The organism is Streptomyces sp. NPDC097595, assembly GCF_044761525.1.
GTDB lineage: Bacteria > Actinomycetota > Actinomycetes > Streptomycetales > Streptomycetaceae > Streptomyces > Streptomyces drozdowiczii_A.
The window spans coordinates 1-23312 of sequence record NZ_JBIWCN010000032.1; the positions used below are offsets into that span (position 1 = coordinate 1).

Here is a 23312-nt window from a genome sequence, read left to right on the forward strand (position 1 = left end):
GTCGCAATCCACACCGAACCCGGAAGGCCCTCACCCGTTCAAGATCCCTCAGCCGAGATATGACTCACCCGTCCACAACCTCCTCGGACAGAACAGCTAGGGCCTGTCGTCACATTCCCGTCGTCCGCCCGGAGGGCGGGCCGGGCGGCGTCAGGTGCGTGCTCTCGGCGTGCCGGCCCCAGACCCCAGTACTGGACGTACTGGGGTCTGGGGCCGGTGCGGCGAGAGTGCGTGCATGGCGTCGCCCGGCAGACGGGAATGTGACGACAGGCCCTTAAAGCGGCGGCCTCGCGCGCGACCGGTAGTGGTCGGCGACCACCCGGTCCATCGCGCCGATCCGGTCCGCCGCCACGCTCTTCGCCGAGAAGTACGCGTGGCCGCGGACCTGGTCGTGCCGGGCGGCGAGGTCGATGTGGCGGGACAGCTCCGCCGGGTCCTGCCAGGCGGCGGGCTGGGCCGGGTCGCCGCACTTGTACAGCGCCTCGCCGATGAACAGGTCGACGCCCGTCCCGCGCACGGTGTCGGACCACCACGGCACGAGCTCCGCGTAGTCGGCGGCGGCGTTGCCGATGTGCCAGTACAGCTGCGGGACGACGTAGTCGAGCCAGCCCTTCTTGATCCAGCCGCGCGTGTCCGCGTACAGATCGTCGTACGTCTGCACCCCCGCCCTCGTCCGCGAGCCCGCCGGGTCGGTGTCCGCGTTGCGCCAGACGCCGAACGGGCTGACGCCGAAGCGGACGCCGGGCTTCAGCGCCTTGACGCGCTCGGACATCTCGCGCACCAGCCGGTCCGTGTTGTAGCGGCGCCAGGCCGCCCGGTCCGGGAAGCCGGCGCCGTACTTCTCGTAGGCGGCGCCGTCCGCAAAGCTCTGGCCGGCCACCGGATACGGGTAGAAGTAGTCGTCCCAGTGCACGGCGTCGATGTCGTAGCGGCGGACCGCGTCGAGCATCGCGTCCTGGACGAAGGTCCGGACCTCGGGCAGGCCCGGGTTGTAGTAGAGCTTGCCGCCGTACGGGAGCACCCAGCCGGGATTGCGGCGCGCGGGGTGGGCGGAGGTCAGCCGGGACGGGTCGGTGTGGTTGGCGACCCGGTACGGGTTGAACCAGGCGTGCAGTTCCAGGCCCCGGTCGTGCGCCTCCCGGACGGCGGTGCCCAGCGGGTCCCAGCCGGGGTCCTTGCCCTGCGTCCCGGTCAGGCACTCGGCCCAGGGCTCGTACGCGGAGGGCCAGAGCGCGTCGGCGGTCGGGCGGACCTGGAGGATCACCGCGTTCAGCTTCCGCTCCACGGCCCGGTCGAGGAGGGCGGCCAGCTCGTCGCGCTGCGCGGCGGCGGACAGGCCCGGCTTCGACGGCCAGTCCGTGTTGGCCACGGTCGCCACCCACACCCCGCGCAGCTCGCGTCGCACCACGTCGCGCGCGGCGGCCGGCCCGGGCAGGGCCCGCGCCCGCCCGGGCCCCGCGACCGCGTCACCGGCCATCGCCGCCGCTCCCACCACCCCGGCGACCGCACCGGCCGCCCCCGTCACGAACCCTCTCCGGTCCCTGCCTCGCATCGCGTCGCACCCGCTCTCTCTCCGTACACGTCGAAGCCCCGCCGTATCCCCGCATTCCGGGCACAGGGGGTGTCCAGAGCCGAGCATGCACGCCCCGGCCTGCTATCCCTGGTAAGGCGCGGAGTAACGTCGGGGAGTCGTGGTGGAGCCCGGAACCAGACGGAAGCCGCCGAACGGGAACAGCGAAAGGCACGAGGTGACGGACTCTATGGCCGACATTGCACGCGTCGGAGTGGTGGGCTGCGGCCAGATGGGCGCGGGCATCGCGGAGGTGTGCGCGCGCAGCGGCCTCGACGTCAAGGTGGCCGAGACGACCGGCGAGGCGCTGGAGATCGGCCGGACCCGGCTCCACAACTCCCTGTCGAAGGCCGCCGAGCGCGGCAAGATCACGGCGGAGGAGCGGGACGAGACCCTGGCCCGGCTCAGCTTCACCACGGACCTCGGCGAGTTCGCCGACCGCGACCTCGTCATCGAGGCCGTCGTGGAGAACGAGCAGGTCAAGACCGAGATCTTCCAGGTGCTCGACCAGGTGGTGACCCGCCCGGACGCGATCCTGGCCTCCAACACCTCCTCGATCCCGCTGGTGAAGCTGGCCGTCGCGACCTCCCGCCCGGACCAGGTCATCGGCATCCACTTCTTCAACCCGGCGCCGGTGCAGCGGCTCGTGGAGCTGATCCCCGCGCTGACCACGTCGGACGAGACGATCAAGCGCGCGGAGGCCGTGGTCCAGGACATACTGGGCAAGCACCCGATCCGCGCCCAGGACCGCTCCGGCTTCGTCGTCAACGCGCTGCTGATCCCGTACCTCCTCTCGGCGATCCGGATGTTCGAGTCGGGCATCGCCAGCCGCGAGGACATCGACAACGGCATGGAGATGGGCTGCGCCCACCCGATGGGCCCGCTCAAGCTCGCGGACCTCATCGGCCTGGACACGGTCGCCTCGGTCGCCGACTCCATGTACGCCGAGTACAAGGAGCCGCTGTACGCCGCTCCCCCGCTGCTCCAGCGCATGGTCGACGCGGGCCGGCTCGGCCGGAAGTCGGGGTCGGGGTTCTACCCGTACGCATGACCGCCCGTCGGCGGGCCCGGCGCGCACGCCGCCGGGCCCGCCAGAACACGTTCTCCGAGGTAAGGACCGTGTGCGGCCCCGAAGGGCCTCTTCTTCTACTGCCGACCCGGTGCCCTGCCGGAGCGCTACGGAGCGACTGCGCGGATGCGCGAGCCCGAAGCCCTGAGCCTTTCAGCGCTGTCGCAGCCTTCCGTGCTTGTACTGCGAAAACGCCCTCGTATGTCCCTCAGACAAAGCTGAAAGTCCCTGAAAAGTCCCTGGCAGCTTCGCCTCGAGACCAACGCATTACAAGAGCCGTGAGCGATCACGTCACTGGGTGCTGCGTGGTGCCGCCGAGTAGCATCGTGCCTCGTCAGAGGACTTGTGGCAGGTTGCCCCCTGCGACCTCGTGCTGCTCCGTCCGAAGGCATCCGGCCACTGGATCGGGCACTCCCGAAGCGGGGCGTGGGAGATCGGCTCGAAGGAACTGCTCCGCCGCATCACTGAGGCGGGGCTGCGCCGGCCGAAGGGACGACCCGCGCCGGGCGCGGCGCGGCTCGAATCATCGAGGTTGTTGGACTCGGACGAAGCCCCCACCCCACAACTATCTGAGCCAGAGGCGCCCGAAGCTGACGTCCCGGCAACATGGTCAATCCGGGTTCCCTGCGGCGCTAAAGAGGGCTAAGCGCTGTCCCGTAAATGATCTACGGGATGCCGGTTGACCAGCCTGTCTACCTGTCACCCGGCGAGGGTGAGGTTGTGCAGGCGCGCGATGCCGAGCATCGCGTGGTGGACGCCGTCGCCTTTGAGGCGGCAGTCGCGGAGGATCTTCCAGGTCTTCATGCGGGCGAAGGCGTGCTCGACACGGGCCCGGACCTTGCGGTGGGAGGTGTTGTGCTCCTCCTTCCAAGCCGGGAGTTCGGCCTGGCCGCGCTCCCGGCGGTGCGGGATGACCAGGCCGGTGCCCCGGTACCCACCGTCCGCGATCACCGTCGTCTTGCCGACGGCGGCCTTCGCACCGGACAGTTCCCACGCCTTGCAGTCGTTGCGGTTTCCGGGCAGTGGCCGGCCGACGGCGATGATGAGGCGGGTGTCGGCGTCGATGACGACCTGGTGGTTGGTGGAGTAGCGGTAGTTCTTCGACTGCTCGGCGACGGCGTGATCGCGGGTGGGGACCAGGGTGCCGTCCACGATCAGCACGGTGTCCTTGCGGAACCGCTTGCGGGGCTGGAGCGCGAGCGCAGGGCCCAGGTGGTCGATGATGCGGCCGGCGGCCGACTTCGACACCCCGAACAGCGGGGCGAGCTGGCGCATGGTCAGGTTCGTCCGCCAGTACGCCGCGACCAGCAGGACCCGGTCCTCCAGCGACAGGCTCCAGGGCCGGCCCTTGCGGACCGGGTCCGCCCCCTTGCGCCGCAGCGCAGTGATCAGCTTGCTGAACTGCCGTGGGCTCAGCCTGGTGAACGGGGCTATCCAGGACGGCTCGGACGCCGTGATCACACCAGCCACAGGAAGATCATCTCACCCGTGGCCAGCAGTTACGGGACAGCCCTTAGCTCGAGCACGTCTGGAGCAGCGGGCCAGTCGATCGACGCGGCCACAAGTCGGTCGTTGGCGGCAGACATCCACCGGAGGTATACGTCGTAGCGGTGGGAACTCCAGCCACGGTCGCACCAGATCCGCTTGGTGATCGCCTCGGACCACTCGTAGCCAACTGCACGCCCCACCTTCGTGGCATGCCGACGCAGGACCCCGGCGAGCACGCTGTCGAGGATGAGCGGGCGCGGGCCCTTCACCTCTGGCAGCGCCAAGCCCGCAAAGTAGAGGAACTTTGTGAGGAACGCTGGCCCGAGACCATCGACAGTACTCAGCACCTCGTAGGCTGCGACCGCACCCTCGTCGACGAGCAAGGACACCGCCTCGGTGAGGACGGACTCAGCACCAGGCTGGGCAAGCACCCGACAAGTGCGATACGGGCCGTAGCCCTTAACACCGTAACCCCACACCTGCGTGGCCACGAATGCCTGTGCCCAGCTCTCGGCCTGCTCTGCAGCCCGGACCGCGGCCACGACCTCGGCTCGGCTCGGCTCACCGAAGCTGTATTGGTCGCTGCCCGGTCAGCGAAGGTCGTGGGCCACTGTGCTGCGTCGATCCACGTGGACGGCACGTAGCAAATGATGTGAGGGCCACTGCCGTTTGCGTACCGCCGACCACGCTCTGGGTCGGCCAGCCACTGCCCTAGTGACTCCACTGCGCTTTCCGACAGCAGCGATTCGAGCATCGCCTCATCGAGCTGGTCCGCCCGGCTCTGGTCGTACCTCATGGCGTTCGTCGCCCCGTCTCTTCATGTGCCGCGTCACGCCCTGTACCGCGCCCTGACCGACCCCAAACAGCTCGCCCACGTCACCGACTCCGGTCTGTGCCACGGCTGGGCAGGCATCTACCAGACCACCACCCGCGCCGCCGCCGACGCCCTCGACCACCGACTTCAGCACCTCCCGAAGCACCTCGGCGACGCCCTCGTCGCACAAGCCCAACCCGGCAGCCACCCCACGACCGGGCTGGTCAACGGCGACGTCGGCACCGCGCTCGCCCTCACCACCTATGCCGCACAGCAGGCCTCGATCACCGGATGGGACTCATGTCTCCTGATCAACTGACCCAGGCGGAACCACCCCTGACCCCGAACGCGGTCCTCGCCGTCCTCACCAGGCTACCGATCGCCGACGCCGCGCGCCGGTACGGGATGGACGCCGTGGCCCTGTCCAGCGCCGTCGAGGTTTACGACCAAGTCGGCCGAGAAGCCCTGGACCGTCGCTCCGCCACCACCGACTGGTGGCACGCATACCTCCACTTCACCGACTGGGCGAACGCCGACACCACCTTCGCCACACACTTGCTACCTGTCCTGCAAGACGCTGAAGCCACCGGCGCCATCGACGGCTGGTGGTACACCGGCAAGCACCCATGCTGGCGCCTGCGTCTACGCGTACAGCACACAGTCGGGGACAAGTTGGCTGTCGGCAACGACTTGGACCGCCTCGTTGCCGAAGGGCAACTCCACCGATGGTGGGCCCGGCATCTACGAGCCGGAGACCACAGCATTCGGAGGGGCAGCCGGCATGACAGCCGCGCACGCCCTGTTCATCACCGACAGCCGCGAGGCACAGCGGCTTCGGCAGCGCGGCGATCTGGCCGTGGGACCACGCGAGTTGTCCGTCCTCCTCTGCACACTCATGATGCGCGCGGCCAAACTGGAGTGGTACGAGCAAGGGGATGTCTGGCACCTCGTCATCACGGAAGAACACCGCTCGGCCATCAACAACGTCCCGACCACCAGCCTCGACACCCGCGCCCGGGAGATCCGGCCTCTGCTCTTCGCCGACACCAACGCCCTGCTGCGCCCCGGCGGACTGCTGGCGCCCGTCGACGAGTGGGCCACCACCTTCCGCGACGCGGGAAAGGCGCTCGGCCACGCCGTCCAGGACGGAACCCTCGACCGCGGGCTACGGCAGGTGCTCAGCTACCACGTGATCTTCCACTGGAACCGCCTCGGACTGTCCATGCGGGGACAGAGCATCCTCGCCTGGGCGGCCAGGGCAGCGATCCTCCGCGGAGAGAACGGGGCGTGACCCGCTACGAACAGAGCCTCTTACCTCGCAAAGTCCCTGCGCTCCGACTAGCCTTCCTAAGGCGTAGGGGACGCGGATCAGGCAGCGACAGGTGGGGTTCGTGGGGTTCTGGCACACCGGCTACATGGAGTTCCATGAGCCAACCGGATTCGAGTCGGTCGGACTGCAAGCCCCGCCAAAGCCCCCTGATTTTCCCTGCACTGAGTGTGGACTCGTCTTCTCGTCCGAGCGCGCCCGCCGAGCGCACCACTTCGACGGTCATGCGACTAAGCGGCCTACCCTCCTCTTCAGGGGACGAGAGTGCGGGCGCACGCGCTTGATGGTCACGAGCTCCAGTGTCTTCGCCGATTGGGTGACTTCGGATGCCGAATCCATCACCGTCAACGGCCGCGAGACCTCGACATCTGAAGCCGCCGGCTACCTTGCCTCGGTGAAAGTTGGCGTCCAGACAGTGGCAGTTTTCAATGGCCCGCTGGAGCGAACGTTCGAGTTCGATTTCTGCCTTGCAGAGGAAGAGGACCTCTGCCTCGTCGACCAGGCCTTGGAGAAGCTCATCTCCAGTCGCGAGTTGAGTCGCAACGCAATCGACACCTTCATCGTGCGTGCCGGCCGCGGGGTGACGGCCCGCCGTTACCGCGAAGGTCTGGCGGCATACCTGTACGGCGTGCTTGCGCGGGAGGCGGTCGAGGACCCCGGCCGGGTAGATGCGTCGGGTGCGCCGCTGTACGAGCAGCGGTACAACGGTGCTGTCTCTCTGCTGTCGACCTTTGACCGGTCCGCGGCGGAGGCGATCTGCGGTTTGGTCGCGTTGCACTACAACCAGTTCGAACTCGCCGTGCGCAAGACCAACAGCCACCGCGTCTCCGATGTTGCGGCGCGGTTCCGTTCCCTCCTCGCAGGCGGCGACTTCGTCACGACAAGTCTGGCCGACCGGTCGCACGGAAGCCTCGATCAGGCGTTGAGTGACTCCGTTACCGAAAACCTCCTGGACGTCGGTGCAACGGCTTTGGACGGGACCCAGTCACCCGTGGTTACCCAACTGTTGCCCTTGCTGGGCGAGCTCCGGCCCCAGGACCAGTTCAAGGTCCGGCTCATCGCCGCTGAGGCGCTGCTCGCTGCGGGAGACACCGAGGGCGCATCACGACAGGGCGAGGCGCTCAGGCACTCTAATGAGACCGGCGCCTGGTACGCAGGATTTCGGACCCGACTGCAAGAGGTAGGACGTTGAGCGACGAGACCATTCCAGAGCCCGGCGCGGAGTCGGGGCCGAGCGCTCCCGCGCCGGCAACCGCTACCGGCGACGGCACGGCCTCGGCCGCACCTACTGACAATGCGCCGACGGCATCCGTTGTGGAAGAGGGCTCGCATCGGGCCACATCCAAGACGAAGACAAAGCCGGTCATTACCTCGATCGGCGACCTGCTGACGTTCGCCTACAAGTCGAACGCTCGACTGCTTGACCTCCCAAAGGAGACCCTCAAGAAGCTGGCGATCACCGACGAGGGCATCGCATCGGAGAGTGCGCTGGTCGCGGATCTCGCGCCGACGGACCCAACGTTGTCGGCCCCGTTCAAGCTGCTTCAGTATGTGGCGCGCCAGGGGATCCCGCTCAAACGCGCCGAGAATGGTGACCTCGCACCGGCGTTGAACCGGCTCTTTGACCTCGCGGTAGTCGCACTGGGCCACAGCCCGGTGTTCCGGGTCTGGGTGAACCAGCTGGTCGATCCCTGTAGGGGTCCGCAGCTCTCGACCGAACACCTTCGCAGCATGGCCCGGCAGGTCTGCGCCGACGATCTTGGGCTGTCCCCGGAGCAGTTCAAGACCGCTGACAGTGAGCGCCTCGTCAAGAATGCGATCGCGTGCTACGGCCTCCTCCGCGTGCTCCAGCGTGAGTGGACCCTGGATCAGTTCCTCGATGCATCGTACGGCTCTGTCTGGAGGTACGAGGCCCCGGAGGTAACAGGGCTAGAGCGAGCCGCCAGCGAGGTTGTGGCAAGCCGCGATCTCGACGTGCTCGGGATCGTCGGCGAGAACTACCTGGCCCGGCTCGCCCGCTTGGAGCACCAGGTCACACAACTCGAGCATGAGGCTGGCGCTGCTCAGAATCGCGAGACTCGGCTCCGCAGTGACCTTTCGGCCGTCGAGGAGCGCGAGCAATCTGCGATGGCTCGCGCCGACGCGTTCTCTGCCGACGTGGTGCGACTACAAAAGGAGCTCGCGGCTGAGCGCGATAACAGAGTGGTCGACAAGAGCCACATGACGGACGACTACGAAACGCTGCGAACGCGCATCATCCGGCGTCTCGGGGGTGAGATCGATCTGCTTACCGATGGCCTGCACGCACTCCGGAACGGTGCGCCCAACGTCGCGGAGGAGTTCCTCGACCGTTCCCTGCTTGCCCTCACCCGTGAGGTCGAGCAGCTGAAGAACGCGTCCGGAGGCTTCGCATGATCGTCGGGTTCGACTTCGGAACGACCAACAGTCTGGTTTCGGTAGTAGTTGGTGACCGCGTGATCGACGTGATGGATGTCGAGACTGGCCGACCACATCCCTCGATCGTCCGGTACGAAGGCGAGCAGGTAGTCGTCGGCCGCGAAGCCAAGGACGCGTTGGGTGCGGCGGGCATCGGGGTGCACGGCAACACGGTGAAATCGCCAAAATTTCTCCTCGGCGAGGAAGTAATCGCCGTCGGAGGCGTCGACCGGAGCCCGGTGGACGTCGTTGCGGACGTCGTGCGGCACGTCCGATCGGAGTCCCTGCGCAGTCCGCAGCGGAAGGTGCTTGGCAGCCTCGACAGCGCTGTGGTCACGATCCCCGTGACAATGAATGGGCACCGACGCGCGGCCCTGCGAGAGGCGTTCGCCGGGGCCGGGATGCGTGTAGCCCAGTTCGTCCACGAGCCGCTAGCCGCCTTGTATGGGTTCATCCGGGGAGCAAACGACCCAGAGGAGATGGCGCGGCGGCTTGCACGACGAAACGTTCTGGTTGTCGACTGGGGCGGCGGAACGCTGGACCTGACTCTCTGCCGGGTCGACGAAGAACAGGTGAGACAACTTCGCAACGGTGGCTCGGCCCAGGTCGGCGGCGACGAGTTCGACAGGGTGATTTGCGACGAGGTCGTAAAGCGCGTTCGGGCTCGCGGCAGTGCCACTGACCGTGACCTTGCGATCCCTGAGGCTGAACTCCGGCTTCTCCAGGACGCGGAACGGAACAAGATCGAGCTATCGGCGGACCGCGTTGACGTGACATTCTACCGGCCAAGCTATTTCCAATCAGGGGCCACGTTGCAGTACCAGCTCACACGTCAGGAGCTGGAAGAGATCACACGGCCACTCGTGACGGCAGGTATTGATGAGATCGAGTCGCTGCTCGGCAGCTTGTCGATGGCACCCGGCCAGGTCTCGCTAGTCGTCGTGGTCGGCGGGATGGCGGCCATGCCCGCGATTCGAAGCCGGCTGTACGAGTTGTTTGGTCCGGACCGAGTTGAGGTGCCGACGAACAGTGCCACATTGATCTCACAAGGGGCTGCGTGGATTGCACATGACCAACAGAGGCTCCGACTGGCAAAGCCTGTCGAGCTCGAGCTCGCCCGTGGGTCTTTGATGCCACTCCTCGCTGCGGGCACAGAAATGCCTCTCGGTGGAGAGGCCAAGCACGAAACTCTCCACCTGTACTGCGCGGATCCGACGGACGGGAAGGCTAAATTCCCGATCGCCACTCCGACCGACTTGTCATCGCATCCGCAGGCGAGCGAGCGTCGAACGTCGCTGGGAATGATCACAATCGGCGTCGATGAGGCCGCGCCGCCACTTCATGAGCGCCTCGAACTGAAGGTTCTTCTCGACGACGACTTGGTGTTGTCGGTCGAGGCGTCATCGAGCCAGAAGCACAATCGAGTCAAGGCGTCGTACTACGACCTGGAGTTCGGCCTTGGCCTCCCGGCTTCTGCTATGCCCGGAGGTGGTGCCGCAGGCCCAAAAGCACCTGAGGAGTCCATAGTCGTGCCACAGGCAGGACTGGTCGTCCGTGCGAATGTGGCGAGGTACACGGACAAGGCGGCTATTCCCGGCGACGTGCTATATCGGCACAACTCAGGGGCATTCGCCCGCCACGTGCGCGACGGAGCGACAGAAGCCCAGGTGCGGGAACACCTGTACTACCAGCCGTGCTCCGTCTGCAAGCGCCAGTGGGGGCACCCGAAGTGCCGATGCGGATCGGCGTGACGTGGCGAGCGCCAAGGCACTCGTGCGAGTCCTTGACCACGGAACGGAAGTCGAGTCGGGAGTCCGCCGTCCGATTCGTCTGACCCCCGATGGATATGCGGGCGTCGCGTACGCGGGCGCCGTCTACCCACTCCGGCAGGGCGATCTCATCGACTTGGGCGGATCGAGTTGGGAACTTGCGGACTGCGATCGTTTCCTGTTCGCCGGAGCAGAGGTTCCGTACGCTCCCCTTGTCGATGAACCGCTGGAGAAGGCCGGTGGTTTCGACGTCGAGTGGCCCCTCGAGACCAATCAGTACGGGCATTACGTCGTCTTCAACGCGCCAGAGCGCGTCGCCAGCAGTTTGGTGTCAGCACTTGAGGGCGCAGATCTCAGCGTCCAGCGCTGGGACGTAAGCCATCGCCCAGCAGCCGACGGCAATTTCTACGACTGGTTCGCGCGTCTTCGGTTCAAGGGCAGCCAGGCCGAAGCACTTGCGCTCGTCGGGGCTGTCATCGCGCCGCCGTCGTCTCTTGCGCCGACGGTGCCAGTCACGGATCCGACTACCGCTCGACTCGCTGATGCAGAGGCGCGAATCGAGGAACTGCTCAACCAGCTTTACGTCGCGACACGGAAGGGCGAGGCAGCTGAACGTGAGCTCGCGCAGCTCCGTCACGATCTCGCGAACGCCGAAGCGAGCGAGCATCGATATCGAGAATCCGTTGCCCTTACAGAACGCCATCATGCAGATCTACACGAGCAACTCTCCGTGCTCCGACAAGGCCTGGGAGGCCTGACTGACGCGGCGGAGCTGGTAAGGAGCCTCTCTGACGCCGAGGAGCTTCGAGAACTAGCTCTTGCCGAGAACTCCTTGCTGCTGGAGCTTGTGCGAGCGGCCGAATCGGAAGTCACAGAAAGCGGAGCATGCGCTGGCGGCTTGGCGGCGCAGGTAGACGCACTCCTTGGGAGGGTGTCGGAACTTGAGGCGCTGGAAACTGAGCGACTTCGCGCCGCGACCGCGCAACGGCCCCGGCGAGGCGGTGTCATTGAATTCCTGCCTCAGGCGTTCAGCCGCCTCGAGTTCGTTCTCGATGCAGTCGACGTGATCGCCAACCTCGACTCGCCGGCGTCCACGATGAGAGCACTAGCTGAGATCGACTCTGGGCGCCTTGTTGGAAAGGACCTTGAGGGAATGTGTGGCTGGTTCGAGGTGACGAAATTGGCAACGGGCATCGCGGGAAGGGAGCGACTTGGCCGCATCTACTACAAGCCTGACGGCCGTAGAGTGCTTGTCAGCGTGCACATAAAACAGGACGACAAACAGCAGCGACACCACATCGAGAGGCTACGAGCCCTCTAACGCCTGGTCGGCCTAGCGCAGTTCATGCTTTCGCCCAATCGGTGAACCGGCGGTGAGTCGTAGCCCCCGACGGACCGAGCGACGCGGAGGGAACCTGCTGCCACGTGCATCCCGATGTCGCCACGAACACGATCGCGGCCAGCACCTCACGGTGGCCGTGACGGCGCCGACCGCCACCCTGAGGTCGCGACGGCGCCTCCGGCACCACTCGCGGAAACAGCTCCCACAACTCCTCCGGCACCAGACGCTCAACAATCCCCGCCATGGACAACAGGCTACCGAGTCAATTGAGATGACTTCTAACCACGTGTCAGAACGAAGCGACGTCGGCACCGCGATCGGAATAGGCCTCATCATTGCTCTCTGGGCAGCCGTGGACATCATTCTGGACATCACCTAAGGCGTCTATCGCCTCGCCCGCAGGCAGGCAGGCAGGCAGGCAGGCAGGCAGGCAGGCAGGCAGGCAGGCAGCGAGCGTGACGCGACTCACCGCCCGGCGGCAGCGGCAATTGTGTCGCTAAAGTCCCTCGCCGGGCGGGGGCGGCTCGGGCATTTCCCAGATGCGGCTGAATACGTCGGCAACCTGGGGCCAGACCAGCTGACGAGCACACTCGACCGAGTCGACCTCATTGGCCAAGGGCCCGAGGACAACGAACTCGTGGGGGATGATTCTGCCGGCCCTGTCCTTGCGTCCCAAGGGATCCGGGAAACGCAGCGCCCCCTTCTCGGCGACGCGCCACCAGACTTCCGGCTCGTCCCCGACATCCGAGAAGGCGTCGTCGTAGACCTGGAGTGGATCCCCGAATCCCCCGTCTCGGAGAAACCGGAAACCCCAGGTCCGCCCACGCGTGGCCCAGATGAGGCTCACTTGACGCTCCTAAGAAAGACCTGCTCCTCTTCTCCCCTGTCCAGGTCCATCCGGAAGCGGGACAACGTGGCGGTGAGATAGTTCTGTTTGGCCATCGCTTCGGAGTTGATGTTTTTGAGTTTATCCCCTGCCACCTTGGCCGCCTCGTTCAAGACTTCCTTCGAGAGCACGAGGCCGACGACGTTCCGCAAAAGACCTACCGCACCAGGCAGCTTGACCTTGCTACCGACCAGCGCAGCGGCCAAAGCTCCCGCCCCGCCCAGTAGACTCTCCGCCACCTTCACAGGGATTTGTTTCAACTGGGCCCATCGGACGTGGCGCTCGAATGGAAGCATGGCGGCCAGCGGGAGGATCAACTCCAGGCCGACGCGCTTGGTCACCTCAATCTTTTCTGCACCGAACTTCGCTGACGAAAGCAGCACGAAGTCCTCACCCACGGACAACGCGTCACTGGCCTCCACCAGCCCAGCGATCACCCCACGCAATTCGACTATGTCATCGCCGGCCTTCTCCACGAGGAGATCCCTGAAATTGAACACGTCCAGGTTCGGCAGCAGATCGGACTTTGACAGTGCCATGATCCAGATACGCGGAAATTCAACGAGGGGCTTGCCGTCCTTCAGTAGATCGCTCTTGATCGACAGCAGTCCGTTACGGAAATTGGTCAGCAGCGACTTCAGGTACCGCTCTTCCTGTCCGGCGTTGTCCAGCAACCGCTGACCGTCCACCAGTAGGAGAGCGACATCAGAGTTCAGCAAGGACATGAACGTGTCGACTCTGCGTTGGGCCTCCTCCGGCCCACTCACGTCCTCCTCGAACCACTCACCCGGGTAATCGTGCCAGACAAGGCGCAGGGCGTCGAAAGGCCTGGCCTTATTGGCCTTAGCGTCGGACCCGTCCTTCAGCCTGATCGAGAAAGAATAGGACGTGGCGGAGAAACGGTTGGTTGCGGGCAGTCGCGCCGACTCCCTCATACCAAGGTAGTTTCGATGCAGCCGAGTGCCCTGTCCCATTTCGTCCGCCACGACATGGAACAGACTCTTCTGCAGGTACTGAGGCTCCTGCGTCGCTCCATAGAAGGAGGAGAGCATGACGGTCTTCCCGCTGCCACTCTCGCCGAACACTGCAATGTGCTGCTCCAGCGCTGCTTTCTTTACTTGCATATGAGGAGCATACCGAGGTTCCCCTCGCAGCGTGAAGACCGTGACTGCAGGGGAATTTAGAGCGTGCGTGTGCCGCTGACCGTTACCAAAGGTCGCCAGCACCCCTGCCCACTCTCCTGAAGAAGAGCGTTGAGACGTGCCACTTGCTGCGGCGTAAGATAGGCTGTGTCGGGCTCGAGGTTGAGGGAGTAGTGGGCCTCGAACCACACGAGAATTTCCGGCCAGCTCCAGATCTTGGTGGCAGTCCGCCCCTGACCCACCTGGGCACGGGGAGCCGGGAACGGTTCACCCTTGGTACGCCTCTTCCCTGCTGCCCACAGGCGCAAGCTTCATGGCTCAGACCGGCCCGCGCGGCGATGTCGGCAACCGAGACGAACTGCTCGTCGACGCGCTCTACAGAGGCCTGTGGCAGCACGCGTCCGATGCGGACTGCTGCGGCCGCAACCGCAGCAGTCCGCATCGGACGACGTGGTGATGAACGTGGCGACTACCTGTTCCCCGGTCGCGTGTCAGGCGCAATCGACCAGGCGAACAGCGAGCTGCTCGGCCATCCCGTTATCGTCGAGGTCAACCCCGCGGACGATCAGCGGAATGTGCCCATACTGCTTCTGACCAGGCCGTTTGCGTCGTAGCGCTTCATACGGAGCCAGATGATCTCCCTCTGGCGACGTAGGAGCGGGTTCGAGTCCAGGGTCCCGCATGAATGGTCGACGCACTGAGATAGAGCTCCGCATCTCAGCTCGAATACGCGACACCCTCAACATGCGAGCCCACCAGTCCCGGGGCCGGATTCAGAGCTCAGGACGCAGCGCGTCGCGGTTGCCGTCCTTCTCCAGCAAGGCCAACCGGAAGTTGGGACGCAAGTCCAGCTTCCCCTCCGGAATGTCGACGCCGTCCAAGCCGTTGACGCGGCCGAGGAGCTCCGTACGCAGCGGGCGGTCGGTGAAGGGCTCGCGGGTGGCGAGGTACTGGAAGACCACCTCCGCCGAACCACCGCGTCCGCCGCCGGGGTAGAGCACCAGCGGCCAGATCCCGGCGCCGGGGAGACCTGCCGCACCCAGCATCAGGAAGGCGCTGGTGGTGACCTGGCCGACCCCATAGCCGACCCAGCCGCCCAGCTCCTCCCACCGGGCGAGGAGAGTACGCACCGCGCCCACGGTCTCGGGGGTGTCGTCCGCGGTGAGCTGGGCGGAAGAACCGCTCGGCCCGGGTTTCTTCCTCTGGCTCCGCTCCGTCGCGCCCCGCCGCCACCGCGCCCTCCGAAGACTGCTCCTGGTCGGGGACGGCCAGCAGCAGTGCCAGGTCACTGCTGGTCAGTCGTTGGGCGGGGTCCGCAGCCCCGGTCTGGGTGAAGTGGATGCCGTCGGCGTTCAGTCGCGCCCGTACGTCCTCGCCCTCCGGCTGCGGGCCGGCCCAGCGGAAGCCGTCGGCGATCCGCCCCTCCGCATTGAGGACGCGGTAGGCCTGCACGACGCCTGCGGTCTGGGCGAGGTGGTTGCCCACCGCCTGGGCGCCGGAGCCGATGTACGCGGCGAGGTCGCCGTACGAGGTCCAGGCGTCGTGCGGCAGGGCGGCGAGGACCTGGTGGACGAGCTGCCAGTCGCGGCTCCGCTCGGCCAACTCGGCGGCACGGGCGCCGATTTCGCGGGCGCCCCAGCGGTCGGTGGCGGCGATGCGGCGGTTCAGCTCCAGGTGGCTGCTGTGCAGCAGGTCCTGCTTGCGGTCGAAGGGGTGGTTGGAGAGCTCGGAGTTCTGAGCGGTGAGGGTCAGGTTGCCCAGGGTGTGCTGGAGTCGGGCGTGCACGTCCTGTGGGGTCTCGCCGTCGATGGCGTCCTCGGCGAGAACTTGGCCGGCGACAGTCCTGGCCCGGGCCCGGCAGCACCAGGACGGGGACCGAGCGGGAACGGCCTCCCTCATGGCACCGGGCCACCCCCTCCTCGCGATCCAGTCCACTTTCGGCAACCAGGCCGCGATCGTGGCGGTGCAGCGCGCCGGCGGGAGTGCCGAGGGGAAGCAGCCGGAGAGCGCCGCCCCGCCCCCCGGGCCGAAGAGCTACCGCGACCGGATCGCCGCGATCCTCGACAAATTCAAGAAGAACCTCGAACTCATCGACACGTTCGTCAAGGGCGTCCATGTCCCCGCCAACGCGGGCTTCGCCCAGCAGGCATCCGCGACGGCGAGCGAGGGCCTCAAGCACTCGGCGCGTCCGGGTCCGCCGCCGCGTCGGAGAACCTCCTCACGGAGGCCACCGGCGCCGTACTCAGCGGCATGGAGGCGGTCAAGGCGAGCAAGGACGCCGCGAAGCACAAGGACGGTGCCGCCTTCCACACCGCGGACAAGAAGGCCAACTCCAAGATGGCCGACGCGGTCATCGGTGCCGCCGGCTCGGGGAACTACGCCCTCGGCATCGCCAAGGAACTGACCAAGGCGCGGATGGCGGCGCACGCCGCGGCGGCATCCGAGGCGAGCGGCATCGGCTCCAGCGTCGTCGGAGCGGTGAAGGGTGCCCGCGCGGCGACGCGCGGCGGGCTGACCGCCCGCAAGTACCACGCCCTGAAGGGGCTCGAGAAGCACGACCGTACCGACGACGGGGCCATGGCCCGGCTGAACCGGGCACGGCAGGAGGCCGAACGGGCCGCCGACGACGCGGACGTCGCGCTGGACGGCCACTGGGACCACGAGGGCGAGGACCGGATGGCGCGCGTCTCCGAGGCCATCGACGCGGCCTGGGCGGCGACGGGCGCCGCTCGTGACGCGGCGACCGACATCCGGCGCGCCGAAGACGCGAACACGATGAACACCGTGCACTCCTACGCGCTGGGCAAGCAGCGCAACAAGATGGGCAAGCAGGCCCTCACCGCCGTGGGCGAGTCCACCAAGGCCGCGGGCGGCATCGTGACGGCGATCGCCGCCACGGCGGGCGGCGCCGGGCCGGCGAGCAATCCGGTCTGCTGGGGCCTGGCCGCAGGGGCGGCCGGCCTCATCCTCGGTGTCACCGCCTACAAGGCCGGCCGCGCGGGCGTGAAGCGTTACGAAGGGGCCCGCCACCCGGAACGCTGGGCGGCGGACGAGACCCCGGCCGAGCCCGCCTCCCGGCCGGACGCGCTCAAGGAGGCCCTGAAGTTCTGGAAGAAGGTGGAGAACGGTGAGCGCCAGGCCATGGCGCGCAAGATCTACGGCTTGGCGGCCGGCCCAGGGATCGACGGGAGTGGCGAGACGTCCGCCGCCGTGCGGGAGTCGGCCAGAGCCCTCCTCGTCGCACTCAAAGCGGGCCCGGCCAACCACCGCCGGACCCCGCAGGAATGGGCCGACTCCCTCGACGCCCCTGCGAAGAGCGCCGCGTGGATCAAGGAGATCGCGGAGCAGCTCTCCTCGGCCTGATGCGTGAGAACGGCGTCCGGGGGCCCGCCGGACGTGCGTGCGAGAGCCACGCGGCCCCCGCACGCACGGGACACGGCTCAGCCCAGTCGTAAGTGGTGCAGCATCAGCAGGGCGGCCGCCATGCCCGCCGCCGGGATGTCGCCGGTGGCTATCAGGTCCGGGATCAGCTTCAGGGGGACCCACTCGCGGCGTGAGGATTCGAAGGCGTCGTGCGGCTCGCCCGTCCGGTTCGCCTCCTCGGACCAGTAGAAGTGGTGCCGGGCGTCGGTGAGGCCGTTGGACGGTTCCACCGTCAGGAGGGGGTGGAGCGGGCCGGGGCGCCAGCCGGTCTCCTCCTCCATCTCGCGGGCGGCCGCCGCCGGCAGGGACTCGCCGTCCTCGACCACGCCCGCCGCCAGCTCCCAGCCCCAGCTGTCGGTGATGAAGCGGTGCCGCCACAGCAGCAGCACCTCGTTCGCCGCGTTGACCACGGTGGCGGCCGCCACCGGGCGCAGCCGGATCACGAAGTGATCGAGCCGGCCGCCGTCGGGGAGCTCGACATCGGCCAAGTTGACCCGGAACCACGGGTTCTCGTACACGGGTTGTTCGTTCAGGTTCGCCCACTGCACAGTTCTGCCACCTTTCGATCGTTGGTGGCGGTATCGCAGCAGACTTCGGCTCACAGCGGTACGCGCAGTGCCCCCTCCACGCGTTCGGCGGCCCGTTCCGCGTCGGCGCTCCCGCTGGCGGCCAGGTCCGCGCGGACCGCCCGCAGCCGGTCGCGCAGCCGCTGCGACTCCATGCCCCGGGCCCGGTCCGCCATCTCGACCGCCGTGGCCGCCGCCCGGTCCGCCTCGCCTCGGCGCAGCTCGACCGTGGTGAGCATGGCGAGGCGGTGGACCCGGCCCCGGTCGTGCGCGGGGGTCCGGACCGCCGCCACCGCGTGCTCCCGGGCCGCCGGCAGGTCCCCGAGGCTGAGCAGCGCCTCCGCCACCTGCACATCGACCAGGCCCGGCTGCACATAGCCCGTCTCGTCCGGCTCCCGGCCCGGCCGGATGCGGGCGGCCTCGGACTCGGCGCGGCCGATGCACGCCAGCGCGCTCGCCCGGTCCCCGAGCCTCGCGTACGCCTTGGCCTGCATCGCGTGCAGGTCGGCGGCGAGCGCGGGGGTGATCTCGCGGCCGGCCGCGCGCAGGGCCGCCTCCGCGAAGGCGACGGACTGGCGGAACTCGGCGAGGAACAGCGACTGGTTGACCAGCAGCGCGATCACATAGCCGCCGAGCGCGCGGTCCCCGCTCGCCTTGGCCAGCCGCAGCGCCTGGTGGAAGTAGCGCTGGGCGAGGCCGTGCGCGTCGGAGTCGTAGGCGCAGATGCCCGCGACGGCCACCAACGCGCCCGTCGCGCGGTGCAGCTGACGGCCCGTCGCATCGCTGTAGCCGCCGCGCAGCAGCGGGGCGGCCCCGGCGTTGAGGAAGCCGACGACGCGCGGACGCGTCGCGATTCCGCCCGCCTTGCGGTACATCAGTTCGTAGTGGTCACGGGCGGCCCGCAGCGTCGCTATGTCCGCCACGCCGACCCCGGCCGGCCCGGTCCGTGACACATCGGCGTCCTCCGGCGGGTTCTCCCACTCCCAGACCGGCATCACGGCGCCGGTCCCGGTGACGGCCGGGGCGGCGACCACATGGGGGCGCTGCTGGGCGTCGCAGCGCCACACCGCGGTGGCCCGTTCCACGAAGCCGGTGAGCGAGGAGCCCTGGGCCGGCGGGTGGCCCCCGTCGGGGCCCGCCATGCCGATGTCGTCCAGCGAAACGGCCCGGCGCAGGCGGTTTCCCAGCACCTCGCAGATCAGGTCGGGCACCTGGCCGCGCGGGCGCTGGCCCTTCAGCCAGCGGGCGACGGCGGTGTGCTCGTACCGCAGTCCGAGACCGCGCGCACGGCCGGCCCGGTTCACATGGGCGGCCAGTCCGGCCCGGGAGACGCCCGCCTCCTCGATCAGGGCCTCAAGCGCGGTATTGGGCTCTTTGGGCCCCATGTCCCCCTCCGGTGGTTCGGCACGCCTGGACGTGTCGCCCCAGTGGAGCACGATTCACACGGGGTGTGAACGGAATGCCCGAACCGTCCCGCCGCGCACGCTGCCGCGGCGGCCCCGGGCTCGCTTGAATGATTCCCCTCGCAGGGCGCGGACGGGCCGTCTGCTCCCCCTCGTACAGCAGGGCGGCCCGCATCCGCGCAGTCCACCCCGCCGGCCTGCCCGACACTCCACGGCGGGGACGGACGGCGAGCACACAGGAGGGGCGCATCCGGTGGCCGGACGCGCCCCTCCTTCTCGTGCTTCCCGCGGGGTGATTACGCTCCGCGCAGCACCGCGCCCGTACGCTCGGCGGCCAGGGCCACCGCCGCGTCGCGGGCGGCGCTCGCCTCGTCGACCGTCAGGGTGCGGTCGGCGGCGCGGAAGCGCAGCGCGTACGCCAGGGACTTGCTGCCCTCGCCGATCTGCTCGCCCGTGAAGACGTCGAACAGCCGCAGCGACTCCAGGAGTTCGCCCGCGCCCTCGCGGAGCGCGCGCTCCACGTCGGCGGCGGGCACGTCCTGGCCGACGACCAGCGCGACGTCCTGGGTCGCCACCGGGAAGGTGGAGATCCTCGGCGCCCGCAGCACGCCGTCGACGGCCCGCTCCAGGATGTCGAGGTCGACCTCCATGGCGCAGCTGCGCTCGGGCAGGTGGAGCTCCTTGATGACGCGCGGGTGCAGTTCGCCCGCGTGTCCGAACAGGGTCTCCTCACCGGCCACCGTCACGTACAGCGCGGCGCAGCGGCCCGGGTGCCAGGGGGCGTGCCGGTCGGCGCGGACGGTGACCTCGACCCCGGCCTCGCGGGCGATGGTACGCGCGGCCTCGACGGAGTCCGCCCAGTCGGCCGGGCGGCCCTTGCCCCACCAGCCGGCCTGCTCGCGGGCGCCCGCGAGGACGACGGCGGCGTGGCGCGGCTGACGCGGGAGCGCGGCGTCGAGCGAGGCGATGTCCTGCTCCGAGGGGCGCCGGTCGACGGGCAGCCGGACGGGCTTGGTCTCGTCGCCGGTGGGCCTGAAGACGAGGCCGGTCTCGAAGAGGGCGAGGTCGTGGCTGCCGCGTCCGTCGTTGCGCCGCAGTGCGCCGAGGAGGCCCGGCAGCAGCGTGGTGCGCAGCGAGGGCTCCTCGTCGGAGAGCGGGTTGACGAGCTGGACGGTGCGGCGGCGGGCGTCGTCCGCCTCCAGACCGAGCTGGTCGAGGACCGCCTCGCCGATGAACGGGTAGTTCAGCGCCTCCACGTACCCCGCGCCCGCGAGCGCCCGGCCGACGCGGCGGTGCAGCCGCTGGCGGTCGGTGAGGCCGCGGCCGGAGGGCGGCGTCGGAAGCGTGGAGGGCAGGTTCTCGTAGCCCTCCAGGCGGATGACCTCTTCGGCCAGGTCGTTGGGCTCGTTGAGGTCGGGGCGCCAGGACGGCGTGGTGACCAGGAGCTCGTCCTGCCCGTAGACGTCGCAGCCGACCTCCTGGAGGCGGCGGACGACGGTCTCGCGGCCGTACGCGACACCGGCGACCTTGTCCGGGTGGTCGGCCGGCATCGTGATGGTGCGGGGCGCAGACGGGGCGGCGACCTCGGTGACGCCCGCCTCGGCGGTGCCGCCGGCCAGGAGGACCAGCAGGTCGACGGTGCGCTGCGCGGCAGCGGCGGCGGCCTGCGGGTCGACGCCGCGCTCGAAGCGCTTGGACGCCTCGGAGGGCAGCTTGTGGCGGCGCGCGGTGCGGGCGATCGAGATCGCGTCGAAGTGCGCGGCCTCGATGACGACCTCGGCGGTGTGCGCGCCCTCGGCGGCGTCGGCGATCTCCGTGTCGGCGCCGCCCATGACGCCCGCGAGGCCGATGGGGCCGCGGTTGTCGGTGATGACGAGGTCGCCGGAGTCCAGGACGCGGACCGCGCCGTCGAGCGTGGTGAGCTTCTCGCCCTGCTCGGCACGGCGGACGCCGATGGGGCCGTCGATGCGGGTCCGGTCGTAGGCGTGCAGCGGCTGGCCGAGTTCGAGCATCACGTAGTTGGTGATGTCGACGGCGAGCGAGATCGGGCGCATGCCCGCCTTCTGGAGGCGGCGCTGCATCCAGATCGGGGTGCGGGCCTCGGGCTGGAGTCCGGTGACGGTGCGCGCGGTGAAGCGGGAGCAGCCGATCGGGTCGGAGACCTTGACCGGGTAGCCGTACGCGTTGGGCGCGGGCACGTCCAGGAGGGCCGGGTCGCGCAGCGGCAGGCCGTAGGCGATGGCGGTCTCGCGGGCGACGCCGCGCAGGGACAGGCAGTAGCCGCGGTCGGGCGTGACGGCGATGTCCAGGACCTCGTCGCGGAGCTCCAGGAGCTCGATCGCGTCGGTGCCCACCTCGTACTCGGGCGGGAGCACGATGATGCCGTGGGTGCCGTCGTCGCCCATGCCGAGTTCGTCGGCGGAGCAGATCATGCCGTGCGAGGTCTTGCCGTACGTCTTGCGGGCGGCGATCGCGAAGTCGCCGGGGAGCACGGCGCCGGGCAGGACCACGACGACCTTGTCGCCGACGGCGAAGTTACGGGCGCCGCAGACGATCTCCTGCGGCTCGCCGGTGCCGTTGGCGGTGCCGACGTCGACCGTGCAGAAGCGGATCGGCTTCTTGAAGCCCTCCAGCTCCTCGATGGTCAGCACCTGTCCGACGACCAGCGGGCCGGTGAGGCCGGTGCCGGTCTGCTCGACCGTCTCGACCTCCAGGCCGACGGCGACCAGCTTGGCCTGCACGTCACGGCCGGTCTCGGTGGCCGGCAGGTCGACGTATTCCCGCAGCCAGGAAAGCGGGACGCGCATCAGATCTCCATCCCGAAGGGCCGGGTGAACCGGACGTCACCTTCGACCATGTCTCGCATGTCTTCGACGTTGTGGCGGAACATCAGCATCCGTTCGATGCCGAACCCGAAGGCGAATCCGCTGTACTTCCGGGGGTCGACGCCGCAGGCGGTGAGCACCTTGGGGTTGACCATGCCGCAGCCGCCGAGCTCGATCCAGCCCTCGCTGCCGCAGGTGCGGCAGGGGCGGTCCGGGTTGCCGACGGAGGCGCCGCGGCAGACGTAGCAGACCATGTCCATCTCGGCGGACGGCTCGGTGAACGGGAAGAAGTTCGGCCGCAGCCGGGTCTTCATGTCCGGGCCGAAGAGCGCCTGGACCATGTGGTCGAGGGTGCCCTTCAGGTCGGCCATGGTCAGGCCCTCGTCCACGGCGAGCAGCTCGATCTGGTGGAAGACCGGGGTGTGCGTGGCGTCGAGCTCGTCGGTGCGGTAGACGCGGCCGGGGCAGACGACGTAGACCGGGGGCTCGCGGTCGAGCAGGGTGCGGGCCTGGACCGGGGAGGTGTGCGTACGCAGCACGACGCCGGACTCGTCGTTCTTCGCGCCGTCGGCGCCCTGGACGAAGAAGGTGTCCTGCATCTGCCGGGCCGGGTGGTCGGGCACGAAGTTGAGGGCGTCGAAGTTGAACCACTCGGCCTCGGCCTCGGGGCCCTCGGCGATCTCGTAGCCCATGGCCACGAAGACGTCGGCGACGCGCTCCATGATGGTCGTCAGCGGGTGGCGGGCGCCGGCCGGGGTGCGGTCGTAGGGCAGGGTGACATCCACCGCCTCCTCGACCAGGACCCGGGCGTCGCGCTCGGCCTCCAGCTCCGTCTGGCGGGCCGCGAGGGCACGGCCCACGGCGGCGCGGGCCTGGCCGACGCGCTTGCCGGCCTCGGCCTTGGCCTGCGGGGGCAGTGCGCCGATCTCGCGGTTGGCGAGCGACAGGGGCGAGGTGCCACCGGTGTGCGCCGTCTTCGCGTGGGCGAGCGCTTCGAGGTCACCCGCGGCGGCGAAGGCGGCGAGCGCCTCGTCCCGGATGCGCTCGATCTCTTCCGGTTTCAGTGCCTCGACCTCGACTGGGTCGTACGACTTGTTCGGTGCCGACATCTCTTCCCGTACTTCCGATTGGCTGAGTGCTGCGCTTACCGGGGGATACTCCCGGACCCCCGTGACCTCGCTCGAAGACCGGAGGACGCAAAGGTGCCAAGGGTCGAGTCTAAGGGTCGCGGGGCGGGTGGGGCGCCCGTGGG

17 protein-coding genes and 4 pseudogenes are annotated in these 23312 nt (G+C 68.5%); 9 read left to right on the plus strand and 12 right to left on the minus strand.

The genetic code is table 11. The features are described from left to right. Positions 1–274 precede the first annotated feature (274 nt). Positions 275–1525, minus strand: a complete 1251-nt coding sequence (locus tag ACIQZN_RS33730; RefSeq protein ID WP_404002331.1) for a glycoside hydrolase family 10 protein — start codon at positions 1523–1525, stop codon at positions 275–277. Between the two features lie 235 nt (positions 1526–1760). On the opposite strand from ACIQZN_RS33730, the gene ACIQZN_RS33735 reads away from it, so the two are divergent. Then, positions 1761–2621 (plus strand): 3-hydroxybutyryl-CoA dehydrogenase, encoded by an 861-nt coding sequence (locus ACIQZN_RS33735; protein ID WP_404002334.1) that lies wholly within the window; start codon positions 1761–1763, stop codon positions 2619–2621. Positions 2622–3054: 433 nt separating this feature from the next. Further along, a pseudogene (locus ACIQZN_RS33740) lies at positions 3055–3144 on the plus strand (DUF4031 domain-containing protein); the annotation flags it as partial. A gap of 194 nt (positions 3145–3338) precedes the next feature. Here the strand turns inward: ACIQZN_RS33740 and ACIQZN_RS33745 are convergent. Next, complete coding sequence (locus tag ACIQZN_RS33745) at positions 3339–4109, minus strand: transposase (RefSeq protein ID WP_404002337.1); 771 nt, start codon at positions 4107–4109, stop codon at positions 3339–3341. 29 nt (positions 4110–4138) lie between these two features. Further along, positions 4139–4672 (minus strand): annotated as a pseudogene (locus ACIQZN_RS33750) (hypothetical protein); the annotation flags it as partial. A gap of 249 nt (positions 4673–4921) precedes the next feature. Between ACIQZN_RS33750 and ACIQZN_RS33755 the strand changes: the two are divergent. From ACIQZN_RS33755 to ACIQZN_RS33780, 6 genes are all read left to right on the plus strand, one after another. Continuing rightward, positions 4922–5260 (plus strand): lanthionine synthetase LanC family protein, encoded by a 339-nt coding sequence (locus ACIQZN_RS33755; protein ID WP_404002340.1) that lies wholly within the window; start codon positions 4922–4924, stop codon positions 5258–5260. A gap of 384 nt (positions 5261–5644) precedes the next feature. Then, complete coding sequence (locus ACIQZN_RS33760) at positions 5645–6232, plus strand: thiopeptide-type bacteriocin biosynthesis protein (RefSeq protein WP_404002343.1); 588 nt, start codon at positions 5645–5647, stop codon at positions 6230–6232. Between the two features lie 316 nt (positions 6233–6548). Further along, entirely contained in the window at positions 6549–7460 is a 912-nt protein-coding gene (locus tag ACIQZN_RS33765; RefSeq protein WP_404002345.1) for a hypothetical protein, read from the plus strand. Further along, positions 7457–8683: a hypothetical protein gene (locus ACIQZN_RS33770; protein WP_404002348.1), complete on the plus strand. Its 1227-nt coding sequence runs from the start codon at positions 7457–7459 to the stop codon at positions 8681–8683. Before ACIQZN_RS33765 ends, ACIQZN_RS33770 begins: the two co-directional genes overlap by 4 nt. Further along, positions 8680–10455 (plus strand): Hsp70 family protein, encoded by a 1776-nt coding sequence (locus tag ACIQZN_RS33775; RefSeq protein WP_404002350.1) that lies wholly within the window; start codon positions 8680–8682, stop codon positions 10453–10455. The genes ACIQZN_RS33770 and ACIQZN_RS33775 overlap by 4 nt, the downstream gene beginning before the upstream one ends. A gap of 1 nt (position 10456) precedes the next feature. Next, on the plus strand, positions 10457–11794 hold the full coding sequence (locus ACIQZN_RS33780) for a hypothetical protein (protein WP_404002351.1): 1338 nt from the start codon (positions 10457–10459) through the stop codon (positions 11792–11794). Between the two features lie 25 nt (positions 11795–11819). Here the strand turns inward: ACIQZN_RS33780 and ACIQZN_RS33785 are convergent. From ACIQZN_RS33785 to ACIQZN_RS33805, 5 genes and pseudogenes are all read right to left on the minus strand, one after another. Further along, positions 11820–12059 (minus strand): annotated as a pseudogene (locus ACIQZN_RS33785) (transposase); the annotation flags it as partial. 252 nt (positions 12060–12311) lie between these two features. Further along, complete coding sequence (locus ACIQZN_RS33790) at positions 12312–12662, minus strand: hypothetical protein (RefSeq protein WP_266412414.1); 351 nt, start codon at positions 12660–12662, stop codon at positions 12312–12314. Further along, positions 12659–13825 carry a hypothetical protein gene (locus ACIQZN_RS33795; RefSeq protein ID WP_404002354.1) on the minus strand — a complete coding sequence of 389 codons (1167 nt, stop codon included), beginning with the start codon at positions 13823–13825 and terminating at the stop codon, positions 12659–12661. The genes ACIQZN_RS33790 and ACIQZN_RS33795 overlap by 4 nt, the downstream gene beginning before the upstream one ends. A gap of 791 nt (positions 13826–14616) precedes the next feature. Beyond that, complete coding sequence (locus tag ACIQZN_RS33800; RefSeq protein WP_404002460.1) at positions 14617–14973, minus strand: hypothetical protein; 357 nt, start codon at positions 14971–14973, stop codon at positions 14617–14619. Between the two features lie 325 nt (positions 14974–15298). Continuing rightward, positions 15299–15742, minus strand: a pseudogene (locus ACIQZN_RS33805) (HNH endonuclease family protein); the annotation flags it as partial. Positions 15743–16093: 351 nt separating this feature from the next. Here ACIQZN_RS33805 and ACIQZN_RS33810 point away from each other — a divergent pair. Beyond that, entirely contained in the window at positions 16094–17206 is a 1113-nt protein-coding gene (locus ACIQZN_RS33810; RefSeq protein ID WP_404002356.1) for a hypothetical protein, read from the plus strand. 77 nt (positions 17207–17283) lie between these two features. Here the strand turns inward: ACIQZN_RS33810 and ACIQZN_RS33815 are convergent, their stop codons facing one another. The 4 genes from ACIQZN_RS33815 to pheS form a co-directional block, all read right to left on the minus strand. Then, positions 17284–17814 (minus strand): NUDIX domain-containing protein, encoded by a 531-nt coding sequence (locus ACIQZN_RS33815; protein ID WP_404002358.1) that lies wholly within the window; start codon positions 17812–17814, stop codon positions 17284–17286. A 50-nt stretch (positions 17815–17864) separates the two neighbouring features. Continuing rightward, positions 17865–19217, minus strand: coding sequence for a transcriptional regulator (locus tag ACIQZN_RS33820; RefSeq protein ID WP_404002360.1), 1353 nt, complete (start codon positions 19215–19217; stop codon positions 17865–17867). Between the two features lie 314 nt (positions 19218–19531). After that, positions 19532–22042, minus strand: coding sequence for a phenylalanine--tRNA ligase subunit beta (gene pheT, locus ACIQZN_RS33825; RefSeq protein ID WP_404002362.1), 2511 nt, complete (start codon positions 22040–22042; stop codon positions 19532–19534). Continuing rightward, complete coding sequence (gene pheS, locus ACIQZN_RS33830) at positions 22042–23169, minus strand: phenylalanine--tRNA ligase subunit alpha (RefSeq protein ID WP_404002364.1); 1128 nt, start codon at positions 23167–23169, stop codon at positions 22042–22044. Before pheS ends, pheT begins: the two co-directional genes overlap by 1 nt. Positions 23170–23312 lie beyond the last annotated feature (143 nt).